Source organism: Halalkalibacter sp. APA_J-10(15) (genome assembly GCF_023017105.1).
In the GTDB taxonomy this organism is placed as follows: Bacteria; Bacillota; Bacilli; order Bacillales; family Bacillaceae_D; genus Halalkalibacter.
Genome location: NZ_JALKEV010000007.1, coordinates 1 through 21,457 on the forward strand (window position 1 = coordinate 1; position 21,457 = coordinate 21,457).

Consider the following 21,457-nt stretch of genomic DNA (forward strand, 5'->3'; position numbering starts at 1 on the left):
CGGGCTATACGTTTGTCGGCTGGAACACGGAAGCCGATGGGAGTGGCGACACGTATAGGGAAGGTGACACATTTACCCAAGGTGCAGGAGCTATGACGTTATATGCGCAGTGGTCGGTGAATCACTACGAGTTGCGTTATGAAGGGAACGGTGAGGAAAGTGGAAGTGCACCAGAACCGGAAGAGATTGTGTATGGAAGTGAAGTGGAGATAGCGGATTCTCATACGCTGAGTCGAACGGGCTATACGTTTGTCGGCTGGAACACGGAAGCCGATGGGAGTGGCGACACGTATAGGGAAGGTGACACATTTACCCAAGGTGCAGGAGCTATGACGTTATATGCGCAGTGGTCGGTGAATCACTATGAGTTGCGTTATGAAGGGAACGGTGAGGAAAGTGGAAGCCCCCCAAAACCTGAGTCTTTCAGTTATGGAAGTGAAGTGGAGGTAGCGGATTCACATACGTTGAGTCGAACGGGTTATACGTTTGTCGGCTGGAACACGGAAGCCGACGGGAGTGGCGACACGTATAGGGAAGGTGACACATTTACGCAAGGTACAGAAGCTATGACGTTATATGCGCAGTGGTTGATTAATCACTATGAGTTACGTTATGAAGGGAACGCTGAGGATAGTGGAAGTCCTCCAGAGTCGGAATCTTTCAGTTATGGAAGTGAAGTGGAGGTAGCGGATTCACATACGTTGAGTCGAACGGGTTATACGTTTGTTGGCTGGAACACGGAAGCCGATGGGAGTGGCGACACGTATAGGGAAGGTGACACATTTACCCAAGGTGCAGGAGCTATGACGTTATATGCGAAGTGGTCGGTGAATCACTACGAGTTGCGTTATGAAGGGAACGGTGAGGAAAGTGGAAGTGCACCAGAACCGGAAGAGATTGTGTATGGAAGTGAAGTGGAGATAGCGGATTCACATACGTTGAGTCGAACGGGCTATACGTTTGTCAGCTGGAACACGGAAGCCGATGGGAGTGGTGAAGCCTATAATGAAGGTGATACGTTTACCCAGGGTGCAGGAGATATGACGTTATATGCGAAGTGGTCGGTAAATGACTACGAGTTGCGTTATGACGGGAACGGGCATGATGAAGGAAGTGCGCCGGAACCGGAAGAGATTGTGTATGGAAGTGAAGTGGAGGTAGCGGATTCTCATACGTTGAGCCGAACGGGCTATACGTTTGTCGGCTGGAACACGGAAGCCGATGGGAGTGGCGAAACGTATAGGGAAGGCGACACATTTACTCAAGGTGAAGGAAATGTGACGTTATATGCGAAGTGGTCGGTTAATCATTACGAGTTGCGTTATGAAGGGAATGGTGAGGAAAGTGGAAGTCCCCCAAAACCTGAGTCTTTCAGTTATGGAAGTGAAGTGGTGGTAGCGGATTCACATACGTTGAGTCGAACGGGTTATACGTTTGTCGGCTGGAACACGGAAGCCGACGGGAGTGGTACTACTTTTAATCCTGGTGATACCTTTCGTATGGAGGTAGAATCGATTACCTTGCATGCGCAATGGGGAAGCAACAATGCTTTATTAAGCGAGTTAGTCATTAGTAATGGTATATTAAGCCCCGTATTTGAAGCTGAACGGACTCATTATACGGTGGAGGTTGGACATCACGTGGCATCCATTACCTTTACACCAAGTCTTCAAGATGAACGCTCAACGGTGACAATCAATGGAAATGAGATAGTGAGCGGTCAAGCATCAAGTCCTATCTCACTAGATGAAAGAATGAATAAACTATTAATTGAAATCACATCCGAGGATGGCTCAACAATGGCGTACACGGTCGATGTGCTAAGAAGAGTGCCAACCGACACCGCCCAACTGACTAGAATCAATGATTACGTGACAATGGATGATGAGCCGATTCGAATGCTGGATGATGGTGGAATTCTCATTGTTACCTTAGAAGATGAGCTAGATGATGTAACTGAAGTAAGATTTACTCAAAAGCAAGTACAGCAGTTGCAGGAAAAAGGAGTGTTTGTTCAGGTCGTTAAGGAGGATGTGTCTTTGCAAATTCCTTTTGCGCGGTTTGATCCAGATAAAGGCTTAGATCTCACTTTACAAAGACAGGGTCAAAAGCTAACTGAACTCGTTTATGCTGACCGAGCAACTAGTTCGATTTATCAATTTAATATTTTTCAGGATGGGGAATCGATCAGTGTATTTGATCATGAGATAGAATTATCCTTTCTAGTGAATAGCGATGGAATGAATCGAGATGAACTTCAAGTGTATTACTTCAATCCTAATACACAAGAATGGGAATGGATTGGTGGAATTTACAGCAATGGTTCTATTCAAGCAAATACAAGTCATTTTAGTACATTTGCTGTTTTTCACCCAAGTGATTTTGAAGAGGTTATTAGTGAAGATGAGCCTAAAGAGTCCGTAAGTGAAGGAAAACCTGAACACGAAGAAGTCATAGAAGATCAGAAGCTAGAAGAAAACGATGAAGGTGAATCATTACCGATGACGGCTACACAGTCATACAACAAAATGATGATGGGAGTCATGCTGTTGATAGCAGGTATGATCATGTTCTTATCGTATCGGCGTCATAGTATGAAAGGAATGAGAAAGTAAATAAAGTAGTTCCAATTAAGGGCATACTGCACAATGTGTGGTATAGCTCTTTTTTGATTGCTTGTTTTCTATTAGTTGACTAGATACTAAATGGTGTCATATAATGAATTAGACACTATTTAGTGTCGTATTAGGAGGGAGCGCTTTGAACAAAACAAATGAAAAACGAGATGTATTTGTAGCGATTGCAGATCCAACAAGACGTAAATTAATACGTATATTGGCAAATACCGATGAGCTACCTTTACATGAACTAACTCCTCACTTTCATATGGGGCGTACAGCCATCTCAAAGCATTTAATGATCCTAAGAGAAGCGAATTTAGTAACAAATCGTAAATCAGGTAGGGAAACGAAGTATCGATTGAACCCAGAGCCTTTGCAAGAAGTGCGAGACTGGTTGTCCTTTTATGAACAATTTTGGAGTGAACGAGCCGCAATACTTAAAAATATGTTGGAGGAATGAGGAATGGCAGAGATATCGTTAGATTTTCAATTTAAAAGTCCAATTAACAAAGTGTGGAAAGCATTAACGCAATCTGAAACACTTGCCCAATGGGTGATGGAAAACAATTTCAAACCAATAGTCGGATATAAGTGTCAGTTTTGGAATAAGGAAATTGATTTAGTCGTAGATTGTGAAGTGTTAGCTATCGACGAGCCTCATACCTTATCCTATACATGGATAGGCGGATCAATAGATACGGTCGTAACATGGACTTTAACAGAAGACGGTGACACAACACATGTACACCTTGACCATATCGGATTTGATGAAAAAGGCCAAGCCTATAACGGTGCGAAATATGGCTGGGCTTACAAAGTTGAAGAACTTCAGAAAGTGCTAGGAGAGAAATCACCCGCTGGCAAGGGAGGTCACCGTATGGCGGATTTTACAGAATTTCTACAAGGAATTGACCATGAGACGCATAGGGAAAGAACGGAACAACTATTTAACTGGATTGTAGAAACATACCCGAAATTAGAAACAGTCATCAAATGGAATCAACCGATGTTTACGGATCATGGCACGTTTATCATTGGATTTAGTGTTTCAAAAAAACATTTAGCTGTTGCTCCTGAACAGATAGCGATTCAACACGTTGAAGAGGACATACGAAAAGCGGGGTATGAGTATACGAAAGAAATGATTCGAATCCCGTGGAATCGTGAAGTCGATTATGATCTCTTGGCGAAAATGATTGATTTTAATATTTGGGACAAAGCAAACTGTACAACGTTTTGGAGGAAGTAATGAACCAATTGAAAAGGAGTGAATGAGATGGCGTTTTTTCAAGATATGGTATCTATCTTTAAAAAAAGAGAGCTGCCTTTTATCGAAAGCTTTCAACAATCAGCAGGTGTTTATACGTTTCGTTTTGAAAAGGCAGAGGATGTCACTTGGAAGGCTGGGCAACACGGCTTATTTACGATCACGCATCAGAAAATCAAAGATCACACGCGTCCTTTTACAATCGCATCTTTCCCTGAGGAAGGTATAATTCAATTGACGATGAAAGTGAGCGAACAACCGAGTGAATTTAAGAAAGCGATATTGTCTTTAGAAGATGGAGATACGATTAAAATGGCTGGACCTGTAGGCTCCTTTTACCTTAAAGAGAATACCCCAACAGTGCTCATAGCTGGAGGAATTGGTATTACCCCATTTAGATCGATGATCAAACAAATCGAAGCAGATCATCATAGTCATACACAAGTTCAATTGTTGTATCTGGAGAGTACTAAGCCACACCTCTTTCAAGAGGAATTAGATGATCTCGCTAAAAAAACATCCGTTCAAGTAACCTATCTTGATCAAAGAGATGATTTAAACAAGGCATTGGACAAGTGTATAAGCTCATATTCGAATAATGGTCGATTCTTCGTTGCTGGACCGAAGTCAATGGTAGCAGCGACAACGACTTACTTACAGAATCAGAATATACGTAAGCGACATATTAAAAAGGATACATTTTATGGGTATTAGTAGATTCTAAATAGGTTTTCAGAGGGAGAGATTCACATAAATAGAAAACCAATCATGTTTTTAACATAGGAAAAGGAGAGGGGAGAAGCTTTGATGATTTTTATCGGCTTCATTCTTTGTATGATCTCATCTATTCTTATTTTCTTGAAACTGAAGTATGTTTTGACGGGGAAATTAGTAGAAGGAGAAGTTATAGGTTATGTACGCGGAGCAAAGGGGCTGTACGGCTTTGAAGGATATAATTATAGAATTAGGTTGGAATATAAAGGTAGACAGTATGATGTAACCTCTATGGAAGGGATAACTGTTACCGTTGGGACTATACCTAAGAAAAATTTAGGTATGCAGTGCTTAGTCTATTTCAATCCGAAATCAGAGAAGGGAAAAGTTGTTTTAAAAGGCTTTTATCAACTTGACTGGATCGCTGTACTTTTGTTTATATTGGGAGCTTTAAGTATCATCATTGAGATAATGATGCTAGTATAGTTTTTAAATGAAGAGGTAACTTCCTCACGTTACGTAAAGGACACCGGAAAAGTTATAAACCCAACTTTTTCAGTGCCCTAATTGAATAAGACTCATATATTATTAAGATAATAACCGTAGCGATTCACCATTTCGAAAGTGCCGACCTCGTGTCCCGCCCCTTCGAATTCTTCTACCGGTGAAGTATCTCGACACCTTCGAACATGTCTGTGATGACTGTTGCAATTTTAGCCATTTTCAGAACGCATCCTTAGGTTATTGAATTTATATTCGTTATGTTCTTCTCTACACGAAGAAGTGATAGTCAAACATGCCCTAAAGAAAATAGCATATATTTTCCTTTCATCATTCACAGCCTGTTTATATAAAAAAAACAATCATTTTATACAGAAATAATATAACTAATGACGAAATGATTGATGTTGTCGCTTGTTTAGAAGCTTGCTTTATTGCAAATATGGAACCCATTTCTTTCCCGATCGTCCATATTGTGACTAGACATGCTGATAATGTCGAAGCTAAATAGACAATGATAAATAATTCAACCGTTGAAATCGCTGATACGAGTTCACCGCCACCTTGATTAAATAAAAGAATACCATCTTTTCGAATGATGGAGAACAGCAACCCCACACTTGCATCAACAGGAATAGATAAGAAGGATAAGACCGGCTCTACCCATGACAATAGTTTAGCAATGAGTCCTAACCCATTTAAGATCGAAGCGATGATACATATAATGAAAAAGATCGGCATGGCTTGAAGGAAAAATTGAGAGGCTGAACCTTTTATTTTATGAAAGAATTGCTTTAAGCTACCTCTGTTTAGTTGTGATGTAGGCATGAAATAATCCTCGTATTTATTAGAAGTTGGGTACCAAATTCTCGTATGCAATACACCTACAATTAGTAAAACGAACAAGTACGGAATAAAAAGCCATGGCTTCCCCCCGACACTAAAAATAGAGAGCGTCGCACCAATTTGATAGCTGCATGCTGATCCATAGGATATCATCGATATGCACTGTTTTCTTGAACAAGCATGACAGGATTTCGTTTGGAGAACAGCAACAACATTACAACCATATCCTGTTAGTATAGGGATGAAATCTCTTCCGCTTAATCCGATTTTTCGTAATAGCGGGGTCATTTCACTTGTTATTTTATCCTTTAAGCCAATTTCTTCAGTGAAAGCGATACTTGCTCCAACGAATAAAACGACAGGAAATGCCCACAAGAACGAATACATACCTAGAGTCAGTAAGCCGAAGTCTCCTACAAATATTTGAGCGATAAGGTAAGGTGAATGAGAGAATAATTGTTCAAATCGTTCAATGACGACTCGTTCGAACATTGGCTCTAATGCACTTGCGAGTAAGTAAGCGGCATAGACCGGAAGTCCGTAAATGCTAATGACTATAAGTAATGAGAGCACTGCTTTTCCATTAGTAAACGGAAGCTTTGGGAATTTCATCGTTCGTTTATTTAAAGAATACGGAGGCGTTTCTTTTCTTGTTTCGCTCATAGCAGCTGTCTCCTTACTTCATACAATGGGTACTCAAAAAGTCAATTTGTACTTCTTCAGTGGCCTCTGGTTAATATTTTTTCGGTTCTCCCCAATATTGAAATTAATCGAAAGAGAAAAAAATGTCTTAGCATTGACACGAATTGTCACAGCAAGAAAGGTCATCAAGCAGCATGTTTGATCGACGATATTCCTCAAACACCTCGTCATTTAATTCCATTCCGAGCTGCTTACCGATTTCTCTGGCAACAACAGCAAAGCGTTGGCGAAATTTATAAATGAAGCAAAAGATCACTTCTTTATGTCGGACTTGTGGTCCAATAAGAAACAGCCCTTCTGAAACCGTTGATTCATCTAATTCCGTTAATTTAATCATGTTGTTTTCATCATAGGAGAAGTGCTCAATTATTAAGGATAGACTACTTCTAAAGCCAGTCGCTAATATAGGGCGTGAAGAGCTAAATATGACTTCACCACCTTCTAAAGAAATGAGGTAGCCTTCTTCGGTTTGTTCAACACGATTGACGGTACAGTTCCTTTTTAAGGTTAGTGCTTCATCATCTATTACTTCATTCAGACGATCAAAGGTGAATGGTGATAATGCAATGCTTGGGTCGGGGTTATCATCTTCCCATACGGCCCCTCTAGATAAGACAGTTACTTTCTTTCCATAATGAATGAGGTTGATGGCGGCATCGATAGCACTTTCATAACCACCGATAACGATCACCTCATCGTCTTCAATATCGCCCCATGAAGCAACGTTACTAGTATGTAGGCACAGTTTTGCACCAGGGAATCCATTGTTATGAGGATATTGAAACTCTCCACAAGCCCATACAACAAATTTTGCTTCATAGTCACCATCATGCGTTTCAATGGCAAAGCCTTCTTCCAACTTGTCTAGGCCTGTTACGTGGACCCCAAATTTTATGGGGAGTTCGAAATGCTGTGCGACAGCCTCTAAATAATCGGCATATTCTTCTCCACTTAAATGCTCGGTTTGAAATGTGTAGCCAGGTGAAGTAGAAGGAACAACAGCATTTAAATCTAGAAGCCCAAATCCATGTCCTGGGAATGAGGGGGTTAATAATCGTGTTTCCTCTGGCCATTTTTTGAACGAACTTCCAATTGCATCACGTTCTAATAGGAGGAAGTTTTTCAGTCCCATTTGTTTAAATAGTGCCCCTAATCCTATACCAGCAGGGCCCGCTCCAACGATGATAACGTCATAATAAAGTCTACGATTCAATGTAATCCCCTTTCTAATAAAACGTAATTATTACGATTTATCACGTAATATTATTCTCTACTTTTGTCATTTTGTCAATCTTAAGCATGTTATTCAAGATTATAATAGACTAATGGAGGTGTACGTTCATAATAGAAATTCTCTTAACCATGCAAATGATAAAAGTAACTGGTGGTAAGAAAATTGGTAAATTTAATCCTTGACAACTGACTTGGTAATGCATATGATAAAGGTAAGTCAGTACTGACATTAATAAAAGGATGATAGTGTATGGTTTCAAACAGAAAAAAAGCAACTTCTGAAAAGATAATGGATGCCGCAATTGAACTATTTTCGAAAAATGGCTTTGAAGGCGTTACAACAGAAGAAATTGCAGCAGAAGCTGGTTTTAGTGAAAAAACGTTGTTTCGTCATTTCAAAAGTAAGCAAAACTTATTGGAGCAGGCCATTGATCGCTACCATTACGCGGATGAAATGCGTAAGGTTTTTGACCGTGAGTTAAGCTGGAATATAGAGGATGATTTGTGGTTGATTAGTGAGAATTACCACAGAATTATGTACCGAAACCGTAAGATGTTGCGCGTCATTATGAAGGTTGGCAAAAATCTTCCCGAACTGCATCAGTATGCGCATCGTCATCCGAAAGCATTGCAGGAATTTTTAACTAATTATTTTGTGGAAATGAAAAAGCAAGATAAGCTGTATGACCTGGATGAAGAAAAAGTAGCGATTACTTTTTTGTATATGAATTTTGGTTTGGCACAAGGACGAATGAATGAAGACTCCAAGTTTTCTGATAAAGAATTCAAGGAATTATTGAAAGAAAGTGTGACTCTTTTCACTAGGGGAGTAACCCCCTAGTTATTTTTACAAATGATAATGTCAGTCAGTACAGACTTTCTAATAAGAGGGTGATGAAAATGATAATGAAGAAACACAATGAAACGTTGCTAATGGTCGTCATGTTAACTGTGACCTTGTCTTCTATGAGTGTTTTGCTTTTTAATTTCGTTCTTCCGTTAATTCGAGAAGAATTTCAACTTACGAGTTCTCAGGTGAGCTGGGTTACTTCTTCGTATACGCTTTTATATGGAATTGGCACTGCTATCTATGGGAAATTGGCCGACCGTTATCAATTAAAGTATTTGTTGACATTTGGATTAGTTGTATTCTGTTTAGCTTCTTTGCTTGGCTTCTTTTCGACTTCCTACTGGTTGTTGCTTGTTGCAAGAAGCATACAGGCTATCGGGGCAGCTGCTATTCCCGCGACAGCGACACTCATCCCGATTCGTTATTATCCAATAGAACAACGAGGGAAAGCAATGGGAACTGTATTTGCTGGTCTCGCATTGGGAAGTGCACTCGGTCCAATCACTTCAGCAATGGTTGTCAGTGTTTTGGATTGGCGCTGGTTGTTTGTTATTCCGCTGTTGTTGGTGTTTACCTTACCAATCTATTTGAAGCTTCTTGGAGATGAACAGGTGGTGGAAACAAAGATTGATTGGTTGGGAGGTGCATTGCTTGCATTAAGTGTAGCGCAAATCTTATTATCGGCTACGATCCATATAGCGTGGTTGATTGGAGGAGGGGTAGCGCTCATCTCTTTTATCGCTCGGATTCGTTATGCTAAAGATCCATTCGTACAACCGAAGCTTTTTCAAAATCGTGAGTACCGATTTTATCTTATTCTAGCTTTTATTGTTACAGGAATTGGCTATTCGTTGTTTTTTACAACTCCGCTTTTTCTGGCAGAGGTACACACTCTTCAAGCGAGCATCATTGGTTTGGTCATGGTGCCTGCTGCAGCAGTTACGGCAATTCTTAATCGGCAAGGTGGTAAGTTAGCAGATAGAAAGGGTCCAAATGTTCTATTTTTTGTTGCTGCGAGTTTATTGTGTTCGTGCTTTTTATTATTGTCCACCTTTATTGGTGCAAATGTTTGGATCATCGCTTGCTTCCTTATATTAGGGTACTTAGGCCAATCCTTTATGGCAATTGTAATGTCGAGGGCGATCTCGTTGACATTACCTGCAAATCAATCCGGCATTGGCATGGGGCTGTTAATGATGCAAAACTTTATTGCCGGTTCGATTGCAATTGGAATTTATAGTAGAGTCATTGACATTGAAACAAGTCGTTCATGGAATCCATTGTCACCTCACTTGTCGGGCTCGGTTTTCAGTAACCTCTTTCTCGCTTTGGCGATTTTGTGTGTAACGGTTTTTATTATCTACTCCTATCGTTTGCGAATGAATCCTAAAAAAAGTTTACACGAATTTGAAGGATAAAAGGTGACAGCAACGATTTAAGCAATTTTGTAATTGATGGTGAAAGGAGGTGGTTACATGAAGCTAAGCCATTTGAATTTAACAGTCAATGATGTGGATGCTACAAGGGAGTTCTTGGAAACTTATTTTCATATGAAGTCCGGCAGTCCTTCTGGAAAAGGATTTGCTGTGATGTATGACGACGATCAGTTTGTCTTGACTTTAATGCAGGGGAAAGATGTTCAGTACCCTAAAACATTTCATATTGGTTTCCCTCAAGAGAGTAGAGAAGATGTTGATCGCATTAACCAACGCTTGAAAAAGGATGGTTATCAGGTCGGTTCTCCAGCAGAATCTCACGGATACACCTTTTACGTTAAAGCCCCAGGTGGATTTACTGTTGAGGTGATTAAAAGAAAGGGCATTTAAAGTATTAAAGGCTGCTTTAGAAAAGAGTTAGGAAAATTAAGGCGTATAGTCGGGAGCATCGACCTGTTACTTTGCCATACAAAACGTAGAAGTGAACTAGCATTAGGCGATGAAGTGCAAGACGCCTCTACGTTTTTCTTTTACTTTTAAATCATTGAATGTTCTTGCACTCTCAAGTCCTCCTTTTCGATTTGAATCGTGCTATGTTCAATGTGAAGCTTTGTCCTTATATAATGATTCGCTTGTAACAAGATATCATGATGCTTTTCTGAATAGGAAGGCTCAATGATGAGGTGTGCAGTTAAGCTATTGATACCAGATGTGATCGTCCATACGTGTAAATCATGGATATTGATGACACCCTCTACTTGAAGTAAAGCATTCTCAACCTCTTGTAAATGGATATTTTTCGGTGTTCCCTCCAATAGGATATGAATCGTTTCCTTTAATAAGGAAAATGCTGTAAAAGAAATCATGATCGCAATGATGATACTTAGTATCGGATCGGCTACAAACCATCCAGTAAAGTAAATGATGATTCCAGCTACAATAGCAGCAGCAGAGCCTAAGGTATCACTTAGTACATGCAAATAAGCGCCTCGCATATTAAGGTTATCCTTCACATCCCCTCGCATTAGAGCAAACATAGCGCCAATATTAGCTATAAGTCCAATGAACGCAATGAATATCATCGCTCCTCCCATTACTTCTTGAGGCGACATGAACCTGTCAATTGCTTCTCGTATAATAAATACGGAAATGATTAATAAAGCGACACTGTTCAATAGAGCAGCTAAGATTTCAAATCGATGGTTTCCAAACGTACGTTTTCGAGTTGCTGCTTTTGAGGCAAGAATAATAGCCACTAAGCTGATCAACAAATTAGAGAAGTCATTAAACATATGAACCGCATCAGCTAAAAGCGCTAAGCTCCCTGTCCAAAGACCGCCGATAAACTGAATAAACATCCAACTTCCGATGATCACCATTGCGATCATTAAATTTCTTTTATTCACTTGTCCAGTATGATGATGGTGATGCTGTCCCATTATTATCTCTCCTTATTATAATTATTTATACATGAACATATATTCATGTATAAGGTGTCATTTATTGATAGTCCTAAAAAGCACTATTTCATTAGGGGGATGAACACCTTTTAATCGTGATTTGAGTGTTGGATGGTCTTTTCAAGAATTTCCATGACATGCTCATCTTCGGGAGAATAGTAAATAGATGTTCCAACTCGTCGAGAATTAACAAGGCGCAAATTCTTAAGAAACCGTAGCTGATGAGAAATGGTCGATTGTCCTAATGATAAATGTTCTACAATTTCGCCAACTGAGCATTCTTTTACAGATAATAAATGCAAAATTCTTATACGGGTAGGGTCCCCAAGAGCCTTAAACGTTTGTGAGACGATAAATAGGGTTTCTTTATCAAGGTCAGTATGATGTGACATCATTTTGCACTCCTTATAAATATGATCATGTGTTCATATTAACATAATATGATTTAATATACTAGAATGATCTTAAAATTTCCTGTAATGTTAATACAAGATTTTCTTAAGAATAATATGAAAAGTTGATGAGAGTTTGTTAAGGTTGTATATTGATATTCATCTTTATTTTTAATCATAAATAAAAAAATATAAAATAACCGTTGACCCTTACCTTAGGTAGGGGTCTATTGTTTATGTATAGGGAGGTGAGTCAAGTTGTTAACAGTGAAACAAGTGGCTGATTTGACGGGAATCACGATTAAAACGCTTTATCATTATCACAAGATTGGTTTGTTAGAACCTAGTGAAGTAACGGAGGCTGGCTATCGGTTATACGGAAAGGAGCAGCTTGAAAGATTACAACACATTTTGTTTTATCGAGAATTAGATTTCTCACTAGAGGCCATTCAAACGATATTAGGTGAAAGAAATAATCGTTACACAGTATTAATGGAACAAAAAGTATTGATGGAAAAGAAAAGAGAGCGCATCAATCTTATTTTAGAAACGATTAACGAAACGATTCATTTTGAGGAGAGGGGAAAAGAGATGGATGAACATAAGATGTTTAAAGGTCTAAATAAAGAACAGTGGCAAGAACAGATGAACGAGCAAAATGAGTATTTGAACGAACACTATGAATATGAAATTCCAACAGATGATATAACGAGTAACGAATTGGATGAGTCCGCACGAGAGTCTCAAGAGTTCATGAGTAAAATGGCTTTTGCGTTAAAAGAGGGGTGGAGTGTGGATGATGAAAGGGTGAAGCATCTTATCGCTCACCATATCGACTTTATTAACGAACATATTATGGAGCTCGATGAGAAAGGCTTTGTGGAATCGACTTGGTTTTTTATAAACGATGAATTTCACAAAAATATGTTGGAGGAACAACAAATTGGATTAAGTTATTATTTGTATGCCGCTTCTGTTAGTTATTCCGAGTAGACTTTATTAGGATTGGGGGAGGTTTAATGGAATCAGTTATTAAAGTAAACAAGTTGATCAAACAGTACCGTAACTCTAAAGAGCATGCTGTAGATCATATTAGTTTTGAAGTGAAGGAAGGAGAGTTTTTCTCCTTTCTTGGCCCGAACGGTGCCGGGAAAACAACGACGATCTCTATTCTGACAACGATCTTATCTAAAACGTCTGGAGAAGTGATGATTGCAGGCTACGATGTAGATAAGGAGGCTAAGCAGGCTCGTCGTTGTATTGGTATTTTGTTTCAAAACCCTAGTGTAGACCTAGAATTAACATTTGAGGAGAACATTCGTCTTCATGTGAGTTTATATGGGATTTATGGCTATCGTCCACTATATCGTCTTATGCCTAGAGAGTACAAAATGCGCCTTCAAGAATTGGCTGAGATGATGGACATGAGTGAAGCCCTTTTCAAGAAGCTCAATACATTCTCGGGAGGGATGAGGCGAAAAGTAGAAATTGTTCGAAGCTTAATGCATCAGCCCAAAATACTATTCTTGGACGAACCGACACAAGGATTGGATGCAGCTAGTCGCTATTCTTTTTGGAATTATATCCAAAAGGTTCGTAAAGAAAAGAATATAACTATTTTTTTAACGACTCATTATTTAGCTGAGGCAGAGGCTGCGGATAAGGTGTGTCTGGTCCATCGAGGGAAAATAGCGATGTATGGTAAGCCTAATGAAATAAAGAATAGACTAATGGTTGAAAAAAGCATGTATATTGATGCGGATGATCAGAATGAATTAAAATCTGAATTATCAAATCTGGGAGCAGAATTTTCAGAAACAACTGATGGCTTAAAAGTGGTCTATCGAACTAAGACACCTCAACGGCTGATAGCACAAATTAATTCACCACTGAAAAAGCTCCAAGTGATGGAACCAACGTTGGAGGAGGCTTACATGAATTTGATGATACGTATGGATAAGGAGAGTGATACAGATGTCAGTAGCTATAAGGGAATTTAATGCAATGACTGCGATTACGTTTAGGGAGTTTATCAGGGCATTCAGAAGTCCTGTTCCCTTTGTTGTTAGTCTTGTTTTTCCAATTCTCTTTCTTGGCATATTGGGAGGGAGCTTGGCTCAAAATTTAGGAGGGGGAATCGGATTTCATTATTTGCAATTTGTGATGATTGGTATGATCGTTAATAGTTTGTTTTTGGAAACAATTAGTGGAATGAGTTCGTTAATAGAAGAGCGTGACAAGAATATGACGCAGGGGCTTTACGTCTCCCCTATTTCTCGGTATTCAATCATCTTAGGTAAGATGATTGGATCTGGAATGATGAGCCTAATTGGATTAGCAGGTATAATAATCGTTGCGATTGCCATGCAAATCCCCCTGGGTGGTATGAATTTACTGTGGCTTTTATTAATTACCCCAGTTATAGGTATGGTTGGAGCTTCATTAGGCATTTTCTTTATTGGTTTTGTGCGTGATAGCAAAACAGCAGATGCCGGTTCTATGTTACTCGTAATGCCACAGTTGCTCCTTTCAGGGGCTCTTATTCCCATTACCCACTCTGAGGGGATTCTTGGTTTCTTGGCGAAAATCATGCCTATGACTTATTGTATTGATTTTGCTAGAGCTGTTTTTTATTGGGGAGAACCAGAATATGATGCCGTTGTATTGCATCACCCACTATTTAATCTATCCGTAATGATAGTTTTGTTTCTAGTCTTATCAATAGTAGGTTCAATGATGTTTGCAAGAGCAGAGAGGAATCGCTAATGTGAATTTCCCGGAAGTATGACTGAAAAGACAAGTGGAGTGAGTATGAACTTACTAACAGTAACCTTGTAAATTCAAATTTTAGGAAAATTAGTATTCATGTAGGGAATTTAAATATAATGCTTAAAGTCTAGGTTCAATGGATAGGATCTTGTAACGATCCCATTTAAATAGCGTTATTTTGATCATGCTAATCTGATTGCGCCGACTAGCACAGCACGCTAATACTCATGCTGATACACCAAAATAAGTCTTTGATGAATTTATAAATAAGTATTGACAAAAAATGAAAAGAGGAGTAAATTTCTCTGTGTACAAATTAAATCACACGCATACCTTTTGATCGCTTAATCTGTTTTAGAGCGGGGGAACCATTTTTAGGTGGTGAATGCCACCTTTGGGGTGAATCTTACTAAGTAAGAGGGGATACTCTCAGTCCCTAATCCGTCAGCTAACCTCGTCAGCGTTATTGTTTTGGAGAGAAAGGTCTTAAGTGAAGACCATTCTTAGTGATGGTCTTTTTTGCGTGGAAAAAGGAGTGAGAACGATGGCAGAGAAAAAGAAACAGTTTGCTGTCATAGGCTTAGGTCGTTTTGGAGGAAGTGTTTGTAAAGAATTGTATAGAATGGGGCATCAAGTATTGGCGATCGATAACAACGATGTGAAAGTAAATGAAATTGCCCCATTTTCAACACATTCAGTCATAGCAAATTCTACAGACGAAAAAGCGTTAAAATCTCTGGGCATTCGCAATTTTGAATACGTAATCGTTGCAATCGGTGATAATATTCAATCAAGTATATTGACAACCTTAGTGTTAAAAGAAATGGGAGTGGAAAATGTATGGGTGAAAGCACAGAATAACTATCATCATAAGGTCCTCGATAAGATTGGAGCAGATCGCATTATTCATCCAGAACAAGACATGGGAATTCGAATTGCTCAGCATATAACATCAGAAAAAATAGTAGATTATATAGAGTTATCGGATGATTATAGTATTGTTGAGCTACTAGCGACAGAGAAAATACATAATCGTTCGCTCATTGATTTACATATACGTGCTAAATATGGATGTACGATTTTAGCTATTAAGCGTGATGAGGATTTGAATGTTTCTCCGCTGCCGGTAGATGTTATTCGTGAAAAGGATATTTTGATTGTGATTGGTCATAAATTGGATCTAAAGCGATTTGAAGAAGAAGGTATGTAAAATGTTGAATAAAAAGGGAGTTTTACACCGAAATATTCAAATGTCACCACCTCAAATATTAGCATTGAGCTTTTTTCTTGCCATTGTGCTCGGGACTTTGTTATTGAAGCTACCCGTTGCAACAACAGAGCCAATCAGATGGCTAGACGCTTTGTTCACTGCTACTTCTGCGACGACGGTAACAGGCTTAGTCGTGTTAGATACTGGACTTGATTTCACCGTATTCGGTCAAATTGTCATCATGATACTTATCCAAATTGGCGGCTTAGGTTTGATGACATTTGCTGTTTTGATTGTTGTTATGTTAGGAAAGAGAATCGGATTGAAAGAAAGAATACTCGTACAAGAAGCATTTAATCAAACCTCGATGGGGGGAGTGGTTCGTCTTGTTAAAATAGTATTTGCATTTGCTATTTCAATAGAATTGACTGCTGTCATTTTACTTTCAATGCGATGGGTACCAGAGTATGGCTGGGCATTCGGTATCTACACTAGTATTTTTCATACTATTTCTGCTTTTAATAATGCTGGATTTTCCTTATGGTCTGATAGTCTAATGGGCTATGTCGGTGATCCTGTTGTGAATATTTTAATTACATTACTTTTTATTACAGGTGGAATTGGCTTTACAGTATTATCTGATTTATGGCGTACGAAGACATTTCAACAGTTGTCATTACATTCAAAGTTAATGATAGTTGGAACTATAGTCATTAATATTGTGGCGATGTTATTTATCTTTGTACTGGAATACCAAAACCCAGCAACATTAGGGACATTAAGTTTAGGAGAAAAGCTATGGGCTTCTTATTTTCAAGCTGTGACTCCTCGAACGGCTGGTTTCAATTCAATCGATATTGGAGATTTAAATGCTGGAACAATTGTGTTTATTTTATTGTTAATGTTTATTGGAGCAGGTAGTGCATCTACAGGTAGTGGTATTAAGCTGACAACTTTTTTAATTATTATGATGGTAGTCTTAACATTTTTAAGAGGAAGAAATGAAACGGTCGTTTTCAATCGAACGATCAGACATCAAATCATTATTCGCTCACTTGCAATCGTTGTAATTAGTTTAATCGCAGTATTTATAACGATATTAATCCTATCCATTACCGAGAGTGTACCATTTTTGATAATTGTATTTGAGGTATTTTCAGCATTTGGAACAGTAGGATTATCTATGGGGTTAACTGGAGAACTATCAGATGTGGGGAAATTAGTTATTATTGTATTAATGTTTATCGGGAGAATTGGTCCATTGACATTAGCGTTTTCTTTAGCTGTTGCGCAGAAATCTAGTATTCGTTATCCAGATGGCGAAGTGTTTACGGGGTAAGGTAGGTTGTATGGTTATTTTCATTTATCCTTTACATGTACCTTGAATCATTGGAGGCTAGGGCATGTGTTCGTTAATAGGAATACTTTTTTCATTATGATCTATTTATTGTCCTAGTAAGTGCTTAGTAGGTTCCTTTCTTTAGAATGAGATGAGATTATATATAAAATGGTGAAAATAACTGATTTACTAGTGAGAAGCAGAAGGTGATTCTGCTTCTTTTTACGTAATTCAGTCATACGGTTTATCTTGAATTTCATTAGAGTGAAAAATCTCTTGACAGTGACACTGGTGTCATCCTTTAAGGTGGTAGAAGAAGCTGGTTATGAAATGCTTCTTCTATCAGAGTATTACTTCATTTTGAAAGGATGAGCCATATGAATGAACGAATAGAAATGTCCAATGTACCGAAACAACCCGTTTTGTTAATCGGAGGATCAGGTGTCGTAGGTTCAGCTACTGCAAAAACATTGCGTCAGCTTCATCCAGAACTACCGATAACGATTGGGGCACGTAATGTACGTTACGCTGAGGAGGTAGCTGATCAGATTGGTGGCGCCGATGTAGTGCAGATTGATCTTGAGAGGCCGGATTTAGGATTATCGGGCGAAAAAAAGTTTAGTGCAATCGCTATGTTTATTAAAGATAAGTCGCTCCACTCGTTAAAATATGCTCAAAAAGAGGGAATTCCTTACCAAAATATTTCTGGAGCTGCTTTTGAGCTCAGTCCGGAAATCGCCTATTTTGTTCAACGTCCTACAAGTGCTCCCATTTTAATGAATAGCTATTGGCTTGCTGGAACGGTAACGCTCGCGATCCTTTCTATTATTCAGGAATTTTCTTCGATTGATTCAATTAATATAGCGGCATTATTAGATGAACAGGATATGGGTGGTCCAGCAGCATATGATGATTTTAAGAGGTTATCGAAAGCAGGCCCTTATGCATTAATGTTGAAAGATGGGGAATGGATCTGGGCGATTGATGATGATAGGATGAGTCACTTTGAAAGTGTGGACGGTAAAGTATTTCATGGAGAAGCCTATTCGGCTCCTTTGGATGTCGCAGGTTTAGCTGCAGCAACAAATGCCAATTCCATTCGTTTCGATTTTGCCTTGGGGGAAACTGCTTCACGACGACGAAATGAGCCATTTTCAATTGAAACGATTGTTGAAATGAGTGGTAAACAGAATAACGGATCGTTCGGCAACTTTCGGTATGAAATTGTTCACCCAAAAGGGCAAGTGCCAATGACTGCCTTGGGTGTTGCTGTTGGGATAGAACATTTACTAGGTCTTGTTGGTGCCTCCACTGTTAAAGCAGGATTATACTTCCCTGAAGTTTTGATAGAGCCTTCATATATGATGAAACGTTTGAAAGAATTCGGTACAAACATTTCTCAAAAAAAGTGATAGATTAGTTGGGTGTTGCGATCATACAGCTAAAGTATAAATTCAAGGTTTACCATAAGCGGTAAAATTGTAGAAACATTATGTAAGTGAGATAGTTAGTGTAGCATGAATGAGGAGGTGAGAACATGAAAGCCAATAAAGTGATCGTCGCTCTTTCTGGCAGTATACGTGAAAATTCATCTACTCAAAGAACGTTAAACAGCCTTCAAAAGCATATTTCAACTGAATGTGAGTACATCATTTATAACGGGCTACACAAGCTACCTCACTTTAATCCAGATTTAGATGGAGAAACCCCCCCATCTGATGTCCAATCATTTCGATCTCTATTGGATCAAGCAGATGGCGTCGTTATTTGTACACCAGAATATATAAAAGGAGTACCAGGAGTCTTAAAGAATGCCTTGGAATGGTTAGTATCATCAGCTACTTTATACGAAAAACCAGTAGCTGTCATCACGTCTTCTGGAGGAGGGGAGCATGCGCATCAAGCATTGCAGTTGAATCTAAGTATGCTTCAAGCGCATGTGCCTAATGAGTGGACGCTGCTCATTTCTGGTGCAAATAGTAAACAAAATGAGAATGGCGAGTATGTTAGAGAAGAAGTAGTTGAATCGTTGCAAAAATTGCTCGATTCCTTAAAAGGCCATATTACGTCAAATAGTTAGTTGGGGAATGTTTGGATGCAAGGTAATCGAGTAGTAGGTTAAACCTCCTACTCGATTAGCGATGAAAATCGATACACAGTACTATTTCACTCAGAATATGATACCTTTTCAGTATCTTCTGCTTTCCCAGCAAGCTGGACACAAAAAAGACCAATGATAATCAAAATTATTCCGATAATTTGAATAGTCGTAAGTGTATCTCCAAGTAATGTTGCTCCAATTAGGGCTATAGTTAAAACACCAACTCCAGACCATATCGCATAACCAATACCAATATTCATCCCATGTTTGAGACTAAGAGAAAAAATATAATAAGAGGTTACAGCGAATACAATCGTAATCGTTGTTGGTAAAGGGGCTGTAAACCCTTCTGTATAGCGAGATGCAATAGCTGCAGCAATTTCTAAGAAAATAGCTGTTAACAAATAGAAATGTGCCATACTAAACCACCTCCATTACACCAATCTCTAGTAGAATAACTCCTACTATGATAAGTCCTACACCGAGAACCTGTACTCTTGTCAGAGTCTCTTTAAAGAAAATCCAACCCCAAATGGCAATGAGTGTAACTCCAACACCAGACCAAATAGCATACCCTATACCAATATTCAACCCGAACTGAAGACTAACCGCAAAGAAAAAATAAGCAGCAATAATCGTAACAATGGTAATACTGCTAGGGATCATTCTTTTAAATCCGTCTGAATATCGGCTAGAAATGGCTCCTGTCAGTTCAGCAAGAATGGTTAATGCTAAAAAAAGGTGAACCAATTAAATCCCTCCTTTGTTAAATCTCTTTTAGTATAGATAGAATGCTGTATTATGTATAATGATTATTAGTGATTAGGCTATCAATATAAATGATGGTTTATGAGGGGGTGTAAATATGGAGCTAAGCGATTTAAAAGTATTTCAAGCGATTGCAGAAGAAACAAGTATTTCAGGTGCAGCAAAACGTTTGGATTATGTTCAGTCTAATGTCACGACAAGGTTACGTAAGTTAGAAGAAGAATTAGGCGTACTCCTTTTTCATAGAAGTGTGAAAGGGATAGCCATTACAGAAAAAGGTGAGCAATTTAGACAATATGCGGATACCATTTTAAAAATGGCTGAAGAAGCAATTACTGTAATGCAAGATGAGGAAATGCCATCTGGAACTCTGCGAATAGGTGTCGTTGAAACGGTCACATGTGGAAATTTCATGAATCTCATCTCTTCTTATCAAACATTATATGAACAAGTAGCGCTTCGTATAGAAACGGGAAATCCTTTCGAATTAATGGAGAAGGTGAAGAATTATGAATTAGACGCTGCTTTTGTAACAGGTGATTTAACTTCAATAAACTTTACTTTTGATTATGTACAAACGGATGAAATGGTACTCTTATCAAAAACGGAAATGGACGTACCTTCATTATCAGAGCAAAAATGGGCATTGTCACCAAAGGGATGTCCGTTCAGAAGGAAATTAGAACAATGGTTTCAAGAGGATGCAATCGTATTGAATGATTTCATGGAAATCAGTTCACTTGAAACGATTTTGAGTAGTGTAAAGGAAGGGATTGCAGTTACCATTTTGCCAAAATCAGTATTAACAGGTTCTTATGAATACCTACATGTTACTGCTATCCCTGAACAATACCGATCGATTGAAACAGGATTGATCAGAAGAAAAGAAAAATATGCAAGTCAGGCATATAAAGCCTTTGCAGAGTTAGTGAAGGAGCAAGGGTTATAATACAAAGAGAATGTCTTTTCAGTGTTGGGATGATGATTGTAGAAAACAAATTACTTAAGGATATTTTCTCTCTAAAGAAGCAACACGTTGAGTTGAATAAAATTCTAAGATCCTATAAGAAAAACTTCTTAGCAAAATGAGCAATCCACAAGAAATATCGCCTAAAGGAAACGCTTATGATAATTCTATAAGAAAATTCTTACAGAAAGGAGGAGGTTAACACATTTGAAAAAGGAAGTGCTTCACTTTAAAGGTGGCCACAACATTGCTTTTAAGCTTCCTAAGTTTAAGTGTGATGA

At 38.7% G+C, this 21,457-nt stretch carries 22 protein-coding genes, 1 pseudogene and 1 riboswitch; of the genes and pseudogenes, 17 read left to right on the forward strand and 6 right to left on the reverse strand.

Going from position 1 to position 21,457, the window contains the following annotated elements:
- The 6 genes and pseudogenes from MW695_RS09735 to MW695_RS09760 form a co-directional block, all read left to right on the forward strand.
- On the forward strand, positions 1-2,615 hold a 2,615-nt coding region (locus MW695_RS09735), incomplete at its 5' end, for an InlB B-repeat-containing protein (RefSeq protein ID WP_247105118.1).
- 145 nt (positions 2,616-2,760) lie between these two features.
- Positions 2,761-3,081 (forward strand): ArsR/SmtB family transcription factor, encoded by a 321-nt coding sequence (locus MW695_RS09740; RefSeq protein WP_247105119.1) that lies wholly within the window; start codon positions 2,761-2,763, stop codon positions 3,079-3,081.
- Between the two features lie 3 nt (positions 3,082-3,084).
- Positions 3,085-3,450 (forward strand): annotated as a pseudogene (locus MW695_RS22685) (SRPBCC family protein); the annotation flags it as partial.
- Positions 3,451-3,498: 48 nt separating this feature from the next.
- Positions 3,499-3,870: an iron chaperone gene (locus MW695_RS09750; RefSeq protein WP_247105316.1), complete on the forward strand. Its 372-nt coding sequence runs from the start codon at positions 3,499-3,501 to the stop codon at positions 3,868-3,870.
- A gap of 27 nt (positions 3,871-3,897) precedes the next feature.
- Positions 3,898-4,602 (forward strand): FAD-dependent oxidoreductase, encoded by a 705-nt coding sequence (locus MW695_RS09755; RefSeq protein WP_247105120.1) that lies wholly within the window; start codon positions 3,898-3,900, stop codon positions 4,600-4,602.
- 93 nt (positions 4,603-4,695) lie between these two features.
- Positions 4,696-5,088, forward strand: coding sequence for a DUF3592 domain-containing protein (locus MW695_RS09760; protein ID WP_247105121.1), 393 nt, complete (start codon positions 4,696-4,698; stop codon positions 5,086-5,088).
- A 360-nt stretch (positions 5,089-5,448) separates the two neighbouring features.
- Here MW695_RS09760 and MW695_RS09765 read toward each other — a convergent pair whose 3' ends face one another.
- The gene (locus MW695_RS09765) at positions 5,449-6,612 is read right to left on the reverse strand and encodes a nucleoside recognition domain-containing protein (protein ID WP_247105122.1); all 1,164 of its coding nucleotides are present in this window, start codon (positions 6,610-6,612) and stop codon (positions 5,449-5,451) included.
- A 127-nt stretch (positions 6,613-6,739) separates the two neighbouring features.
- Positions 6,740-7,864, reverse strand: a complete 1,125-nt coding sequence (locus tag MW695_RS09770) for an NAD(P)/FAD-dependent oxidoreductase (RefSeq protein ID WP_247105123.1) — start codon at positions 7,862-7,864, stop codon at positions 6,740-6,742.
- A gap of 270 nt (positions 7,865-8,134) precedes the next feature.
- On the opposite strand from MW695_RS09770, the gene MW695_RS09775 reads away from it, so the two are divergent.
- Genes MW695_RS09775 through MW695_RS09785 form a run of 3 tightly spaced genes read left to right on the forward strand, consistent with a single transcriptional unit; the run spans position 8,135 to position 10,560 of the window.
- Positions 8,135-8,725, forward strand: a complete 591-nt coding sequence (locus MW695_RS09775; RefSeq protein ID WP_247105124.1) for a TetR/AcrR family transcriptional regulator — start codon at positions 8,135-8,137, stop codon at positions 8,723-8,725.
- A 59-nt stretch (positions 8,726-8,784) separates the two neighbouring features.
- A complete protein-coding gene (locus MW695_RS09780; RefSeq protein ID WP_247105125.1) occupies positions 8,785-10,152 on the forward strand; it encodes an MFS transporter in 1,368 nt (455 codons plus the stop codon).
- A gap of 57 nt (positions 10,153-10,209) precedes the next feature.
- Positions 10,210-10,560: a VOC family protein gene (locus MW695_RS09785; RefSeq protein WP_247105126.1), complete on the forward strand. Its 351-nt coding sequence runs from the start codon at positions 10,210-10,212 to the stop codon at positions 10,558-10,560.
- 146 nt (positions 10,561-10,706) lie between these two features.
- Here the strand turns inward: MW695_RS09785 and MW695_RS09790 are convergent, their stop codons facing one another.
- Together MW695_RS09790 and MW695_RS09795 are read right to left on the reverse strand one after the other, a co-directional pair.
- On the reverse strand, positions 10,707-11,609 hold the full coding sequence (locus tag MW695_RS09790) for a cation diffusion facilitator family transporter (RefSeq protein ID WP_247105127.1): 903 nt from the start codon (positions 11,607-11,609) through the stop codon (positions 10,707-10,709).
- Between the two features lie 110 nt (positions 11,610-11,719).
- Positions 11,720-12,025, reverse strand: a complete 306-nt coding sequence (locus MW695_RS09795; RefSeq protein WP_247105128.1) for an ArsR/SmtB family transcription factor — start codon at positions 12,023-12,025, stop codon at positions 11,720-11,722.
- 264 nt (positions 12,026-12,289) lie between these two features.
- On the opposite strand from MW695_RS09795, the gene MW695_RS09800 reads away from it, so the two are divergent.
- From MW695_RS09800 to MW695_RS09830, 7 genes are all read left to right on the forward strand, one after another.
- Positions 12,290-13,015, forward strand: coding sequence for a MerR family transcriptional regulator (locus tag MW695_RS09800; RefSeq protein ID WP_247105317.1), 726 nt, complete (start codon positions 12,290-12,292; stop codon positions 13,013-13,015).
- A 26-nt stretch (positions 13,016-13,041) separates the two neighbouring features.
- Positions 13,042-14,022 carry an ATP-binding cassette domain-containing protein gene (locus tag MW695_RS09805; RefSeq protein ID WP_247105129.1) on the forward strand — a complete coding sequence of 327 codons (981 nt, stop codon included), beginning with the start codon at positions 13,042-13,044 and terminating at the stop codon, positions 14,020-14,022.
- On the forward strand, positions 13,997-14,788 hold the full coding sequence (locus MW695_RS09810) for an ABC transporter permease (RefSeq protein ID WP_247105130.1): 792 nt from the start codon (positions 13,997-13,999) through the stop codon (positions 14,786-14,788). Before MW695_RS09805 ends, MW695_RS09810 begins: the two co-directional genes overlap by 26 nt.
- 334 nt (positions 14,789-15,122) lie before the next feature.
- Positions 15,123-15,269: riboswitch (cyclic di-AMP (ydaO/yuaA leader) on the forward strand.
- Between the two features lie 66 nt (positions 15,270-15,335).
- Positions 15,336-16,001, forward strand: coding sequence for a potassium channel family protein (locus MW695_RS09815; RefSeq protein ID WP_247105131.1), 666 nt, complete (start codon positions 15,336-15,338; stop codon positions 15,999-16,001).
- A gap of 1 nt (position 16,002) precedes the next feature.
- Positions 16,003-17,340, forward strand: coding sequence for a TrkH family potassium uptake protein (locus MW695_RS09820; protein ID WP_247105132.1), 1,338 nt, complete (start codon positions 16,003-16,005; stop codon positions 17,338-17,340).
- A 377-nt stretch (positions 17,341-17,717) separates the two neighbouring features.
- On the forward strand, positions 17,718-18,752 hold the full coding sequence (locus MW695_RS09825) for an SDR family oxidoreductase (RefSeq protein ID WP_247105133.1): 1,035 nt from the start codon (positions 17,718-17,720) through the stop codon (positions 18,750-18,752).
- Between the two features lie 125 nt (positions 18,753-18,877).
- Positions 18,878-19,420 (forward strand): NADPH-dependent FMN reductase, encoded by a 543-nt coding sequence (locus MW695_RS09830; RefSeq protein WP_247105134.1) that lies wholly within the window; start codon positions 18,878-18,880, stop codon positions 19,418-19,420.
- 86 nt (positions 19,421-19,506) lie between these two features.
- On the opposite strand, the gene MW695_RS09835 is transcribed toward MW695_RS09830, so the two are convergent.
- On the reverse strand, positions 19,507-19,860 hold the full coding sequence (locus MW695_RS09835; RefSeq protein ID WP_247105135.1) for a DMT family transporter: 354 nt from the start codon (positions 19,858-19,860) through the stop codon (positions 19,507-19,509).
- 1 nt (position 19,861) lies between these two features.
- The gene (locus tag MW695_RS09840; RefSeq protein WP_247105136.1) at positions 19,862-20,191 is read right to left on the reverse strand and encodes a DMT family transporter; all 330 of its coding nucleotides are present in this window, start codon (positions 20,189-20,191) and stop codon (positions 19,862-19,864) included.
- Between the two features lie 115 nt (positions 20,192-20,306).
- Here MW695_RS09840 and MW695_RS09845 point away from each other — a divergent pair, with 115 nt between their 5' ends.
- Positions 20,307-21,158 (forward strand): LysR family transcriptional regulator, encoded by an 852-nt coding sequence (locus tag MW695_RS09845; RefSeq protein WP_247105137.1) that lies wholly within the window; start codon positions 20,307-20,309, stop codon positions 21,156-21,158.
- The last annotated feature ends 299 nt before the right edge of the window (positions 21,159-21,457 follow it).

Bases quoted from the DNA above. Each gene is read 5' to 3' on its own strand.
- MW695_RS09750 (WP_247105316.1), top strand. From the start codon at position 3,499: ATGGCGGATTTTACAGAATTTCTACAAGGAATTGACCATGAGACGCAT.
- MW695_RS09755 (WP_247105120.1), top strand. From the start codon at position 3,898: ATGGCGTTTTTTCAAGATATGGTATCTATCTTTAAAAAAAGAGAGCTG.
- MW695_RS09760 (WP_247105121.1), top strand. From the start codon at position 4,696: ATGATTTTTATCGGCTTCATTCTTTGTATGATCTCATCTATTCTTATT.
- MW695_RS09765 (WP_247105122.1), bottom strand. From the start codon at position 6,612: ATGAGCGAAACAAGAAAAGAAACGCCTCCGTATTCTTTAAATAAACGA.
- MW695_RS09775 (WP_247105124.1), top strand. From the start codon at position 8,135: ATGGTTTCAAACAGAAAAAAAGCAACTTCTGAAAAGATAATGGATGCC.
- MW695_RS09780 (WP_247105125.1), top strand. From the start codon at position 8,785: ATGATAATGAAGAAACACAATGAAACGTTGCTAATGGTCGTCATGTTA.
- MW695_RS09785 (WP_247105126.1), top strand. From the start codon at position 10,210: ATGAAGCTAAGCCATTTGAATTTAACAGTCAATGATGTGGATGCTACA.
- MW695_RS09790 (WP_247105127.1), bottom strand. From the start codon at position 11,609: ATGGGACAGCATCACCATCATCATACTGGACAAGTGAATAAAAGAAAT.
- MW695_RS09795 (WP_247105128.1), bottom strand. From the start codon at position 12,025: ATGATGTCACATCATACTGACCTTGATAAAGAAACCCTATTTATCGTC.
- MW695_RS09805 (WP_247105129.1), top strand. From the start codon at position 13,042: ATGGAATCAGTTATTAAAGTAAACAAGTTGATCAAACAGTACCGTAAC.
- MW695_RS09810 (WP_247105130.1), top strand. From the start codon at position 13,997: ATGTCAGTAGCTATAAGGGAATTTAATGCAATGACTGCGATTACGTTT.
- MW695_RS09815 (WP_247105131.1), top strand. From the start codon at position 15,336: ATGGCAGAGAAAAAGAAACAGTTTGCTGTCATAGGCTTAGGTCGTTTT.
- MW695_RS09820 (WP_247105132.1), top strand. From the start codon at position 16,003: ATGTTGAATAAAAAGGGAGTTTTACACCGAAATATTCAAATGTCACCA.
- MW695_RS09825 (WP_247105133.1), top strand. From the start codon at position 17,718: ATGAATGAACGAATAGAAATGTCCAATGTACCGAAACAACCCGTTTTG.
- MW695_RS09830 (WP_247105134.1), top strand. From the start codon at position 18,878: ATGAAAGCCAATAAAGTGATCGTCGCTCTTTCTGGCAGTATACGTGAA.
- MW695_RS09835 (WP_247105135.1), bottom strand. From the start codon at position 19,860: ATGGCACATTTCTATTTGTTAACAGCTATTTTCTTAGAAATTGCTGCA.
- MW695_RS09845 (WP_247105137.1), top strand. From the start codon at position 20,307: ATGGAGCTAAGCGATTTAAAAGTATTTCAAGCGATTGCAGAAGAAACA.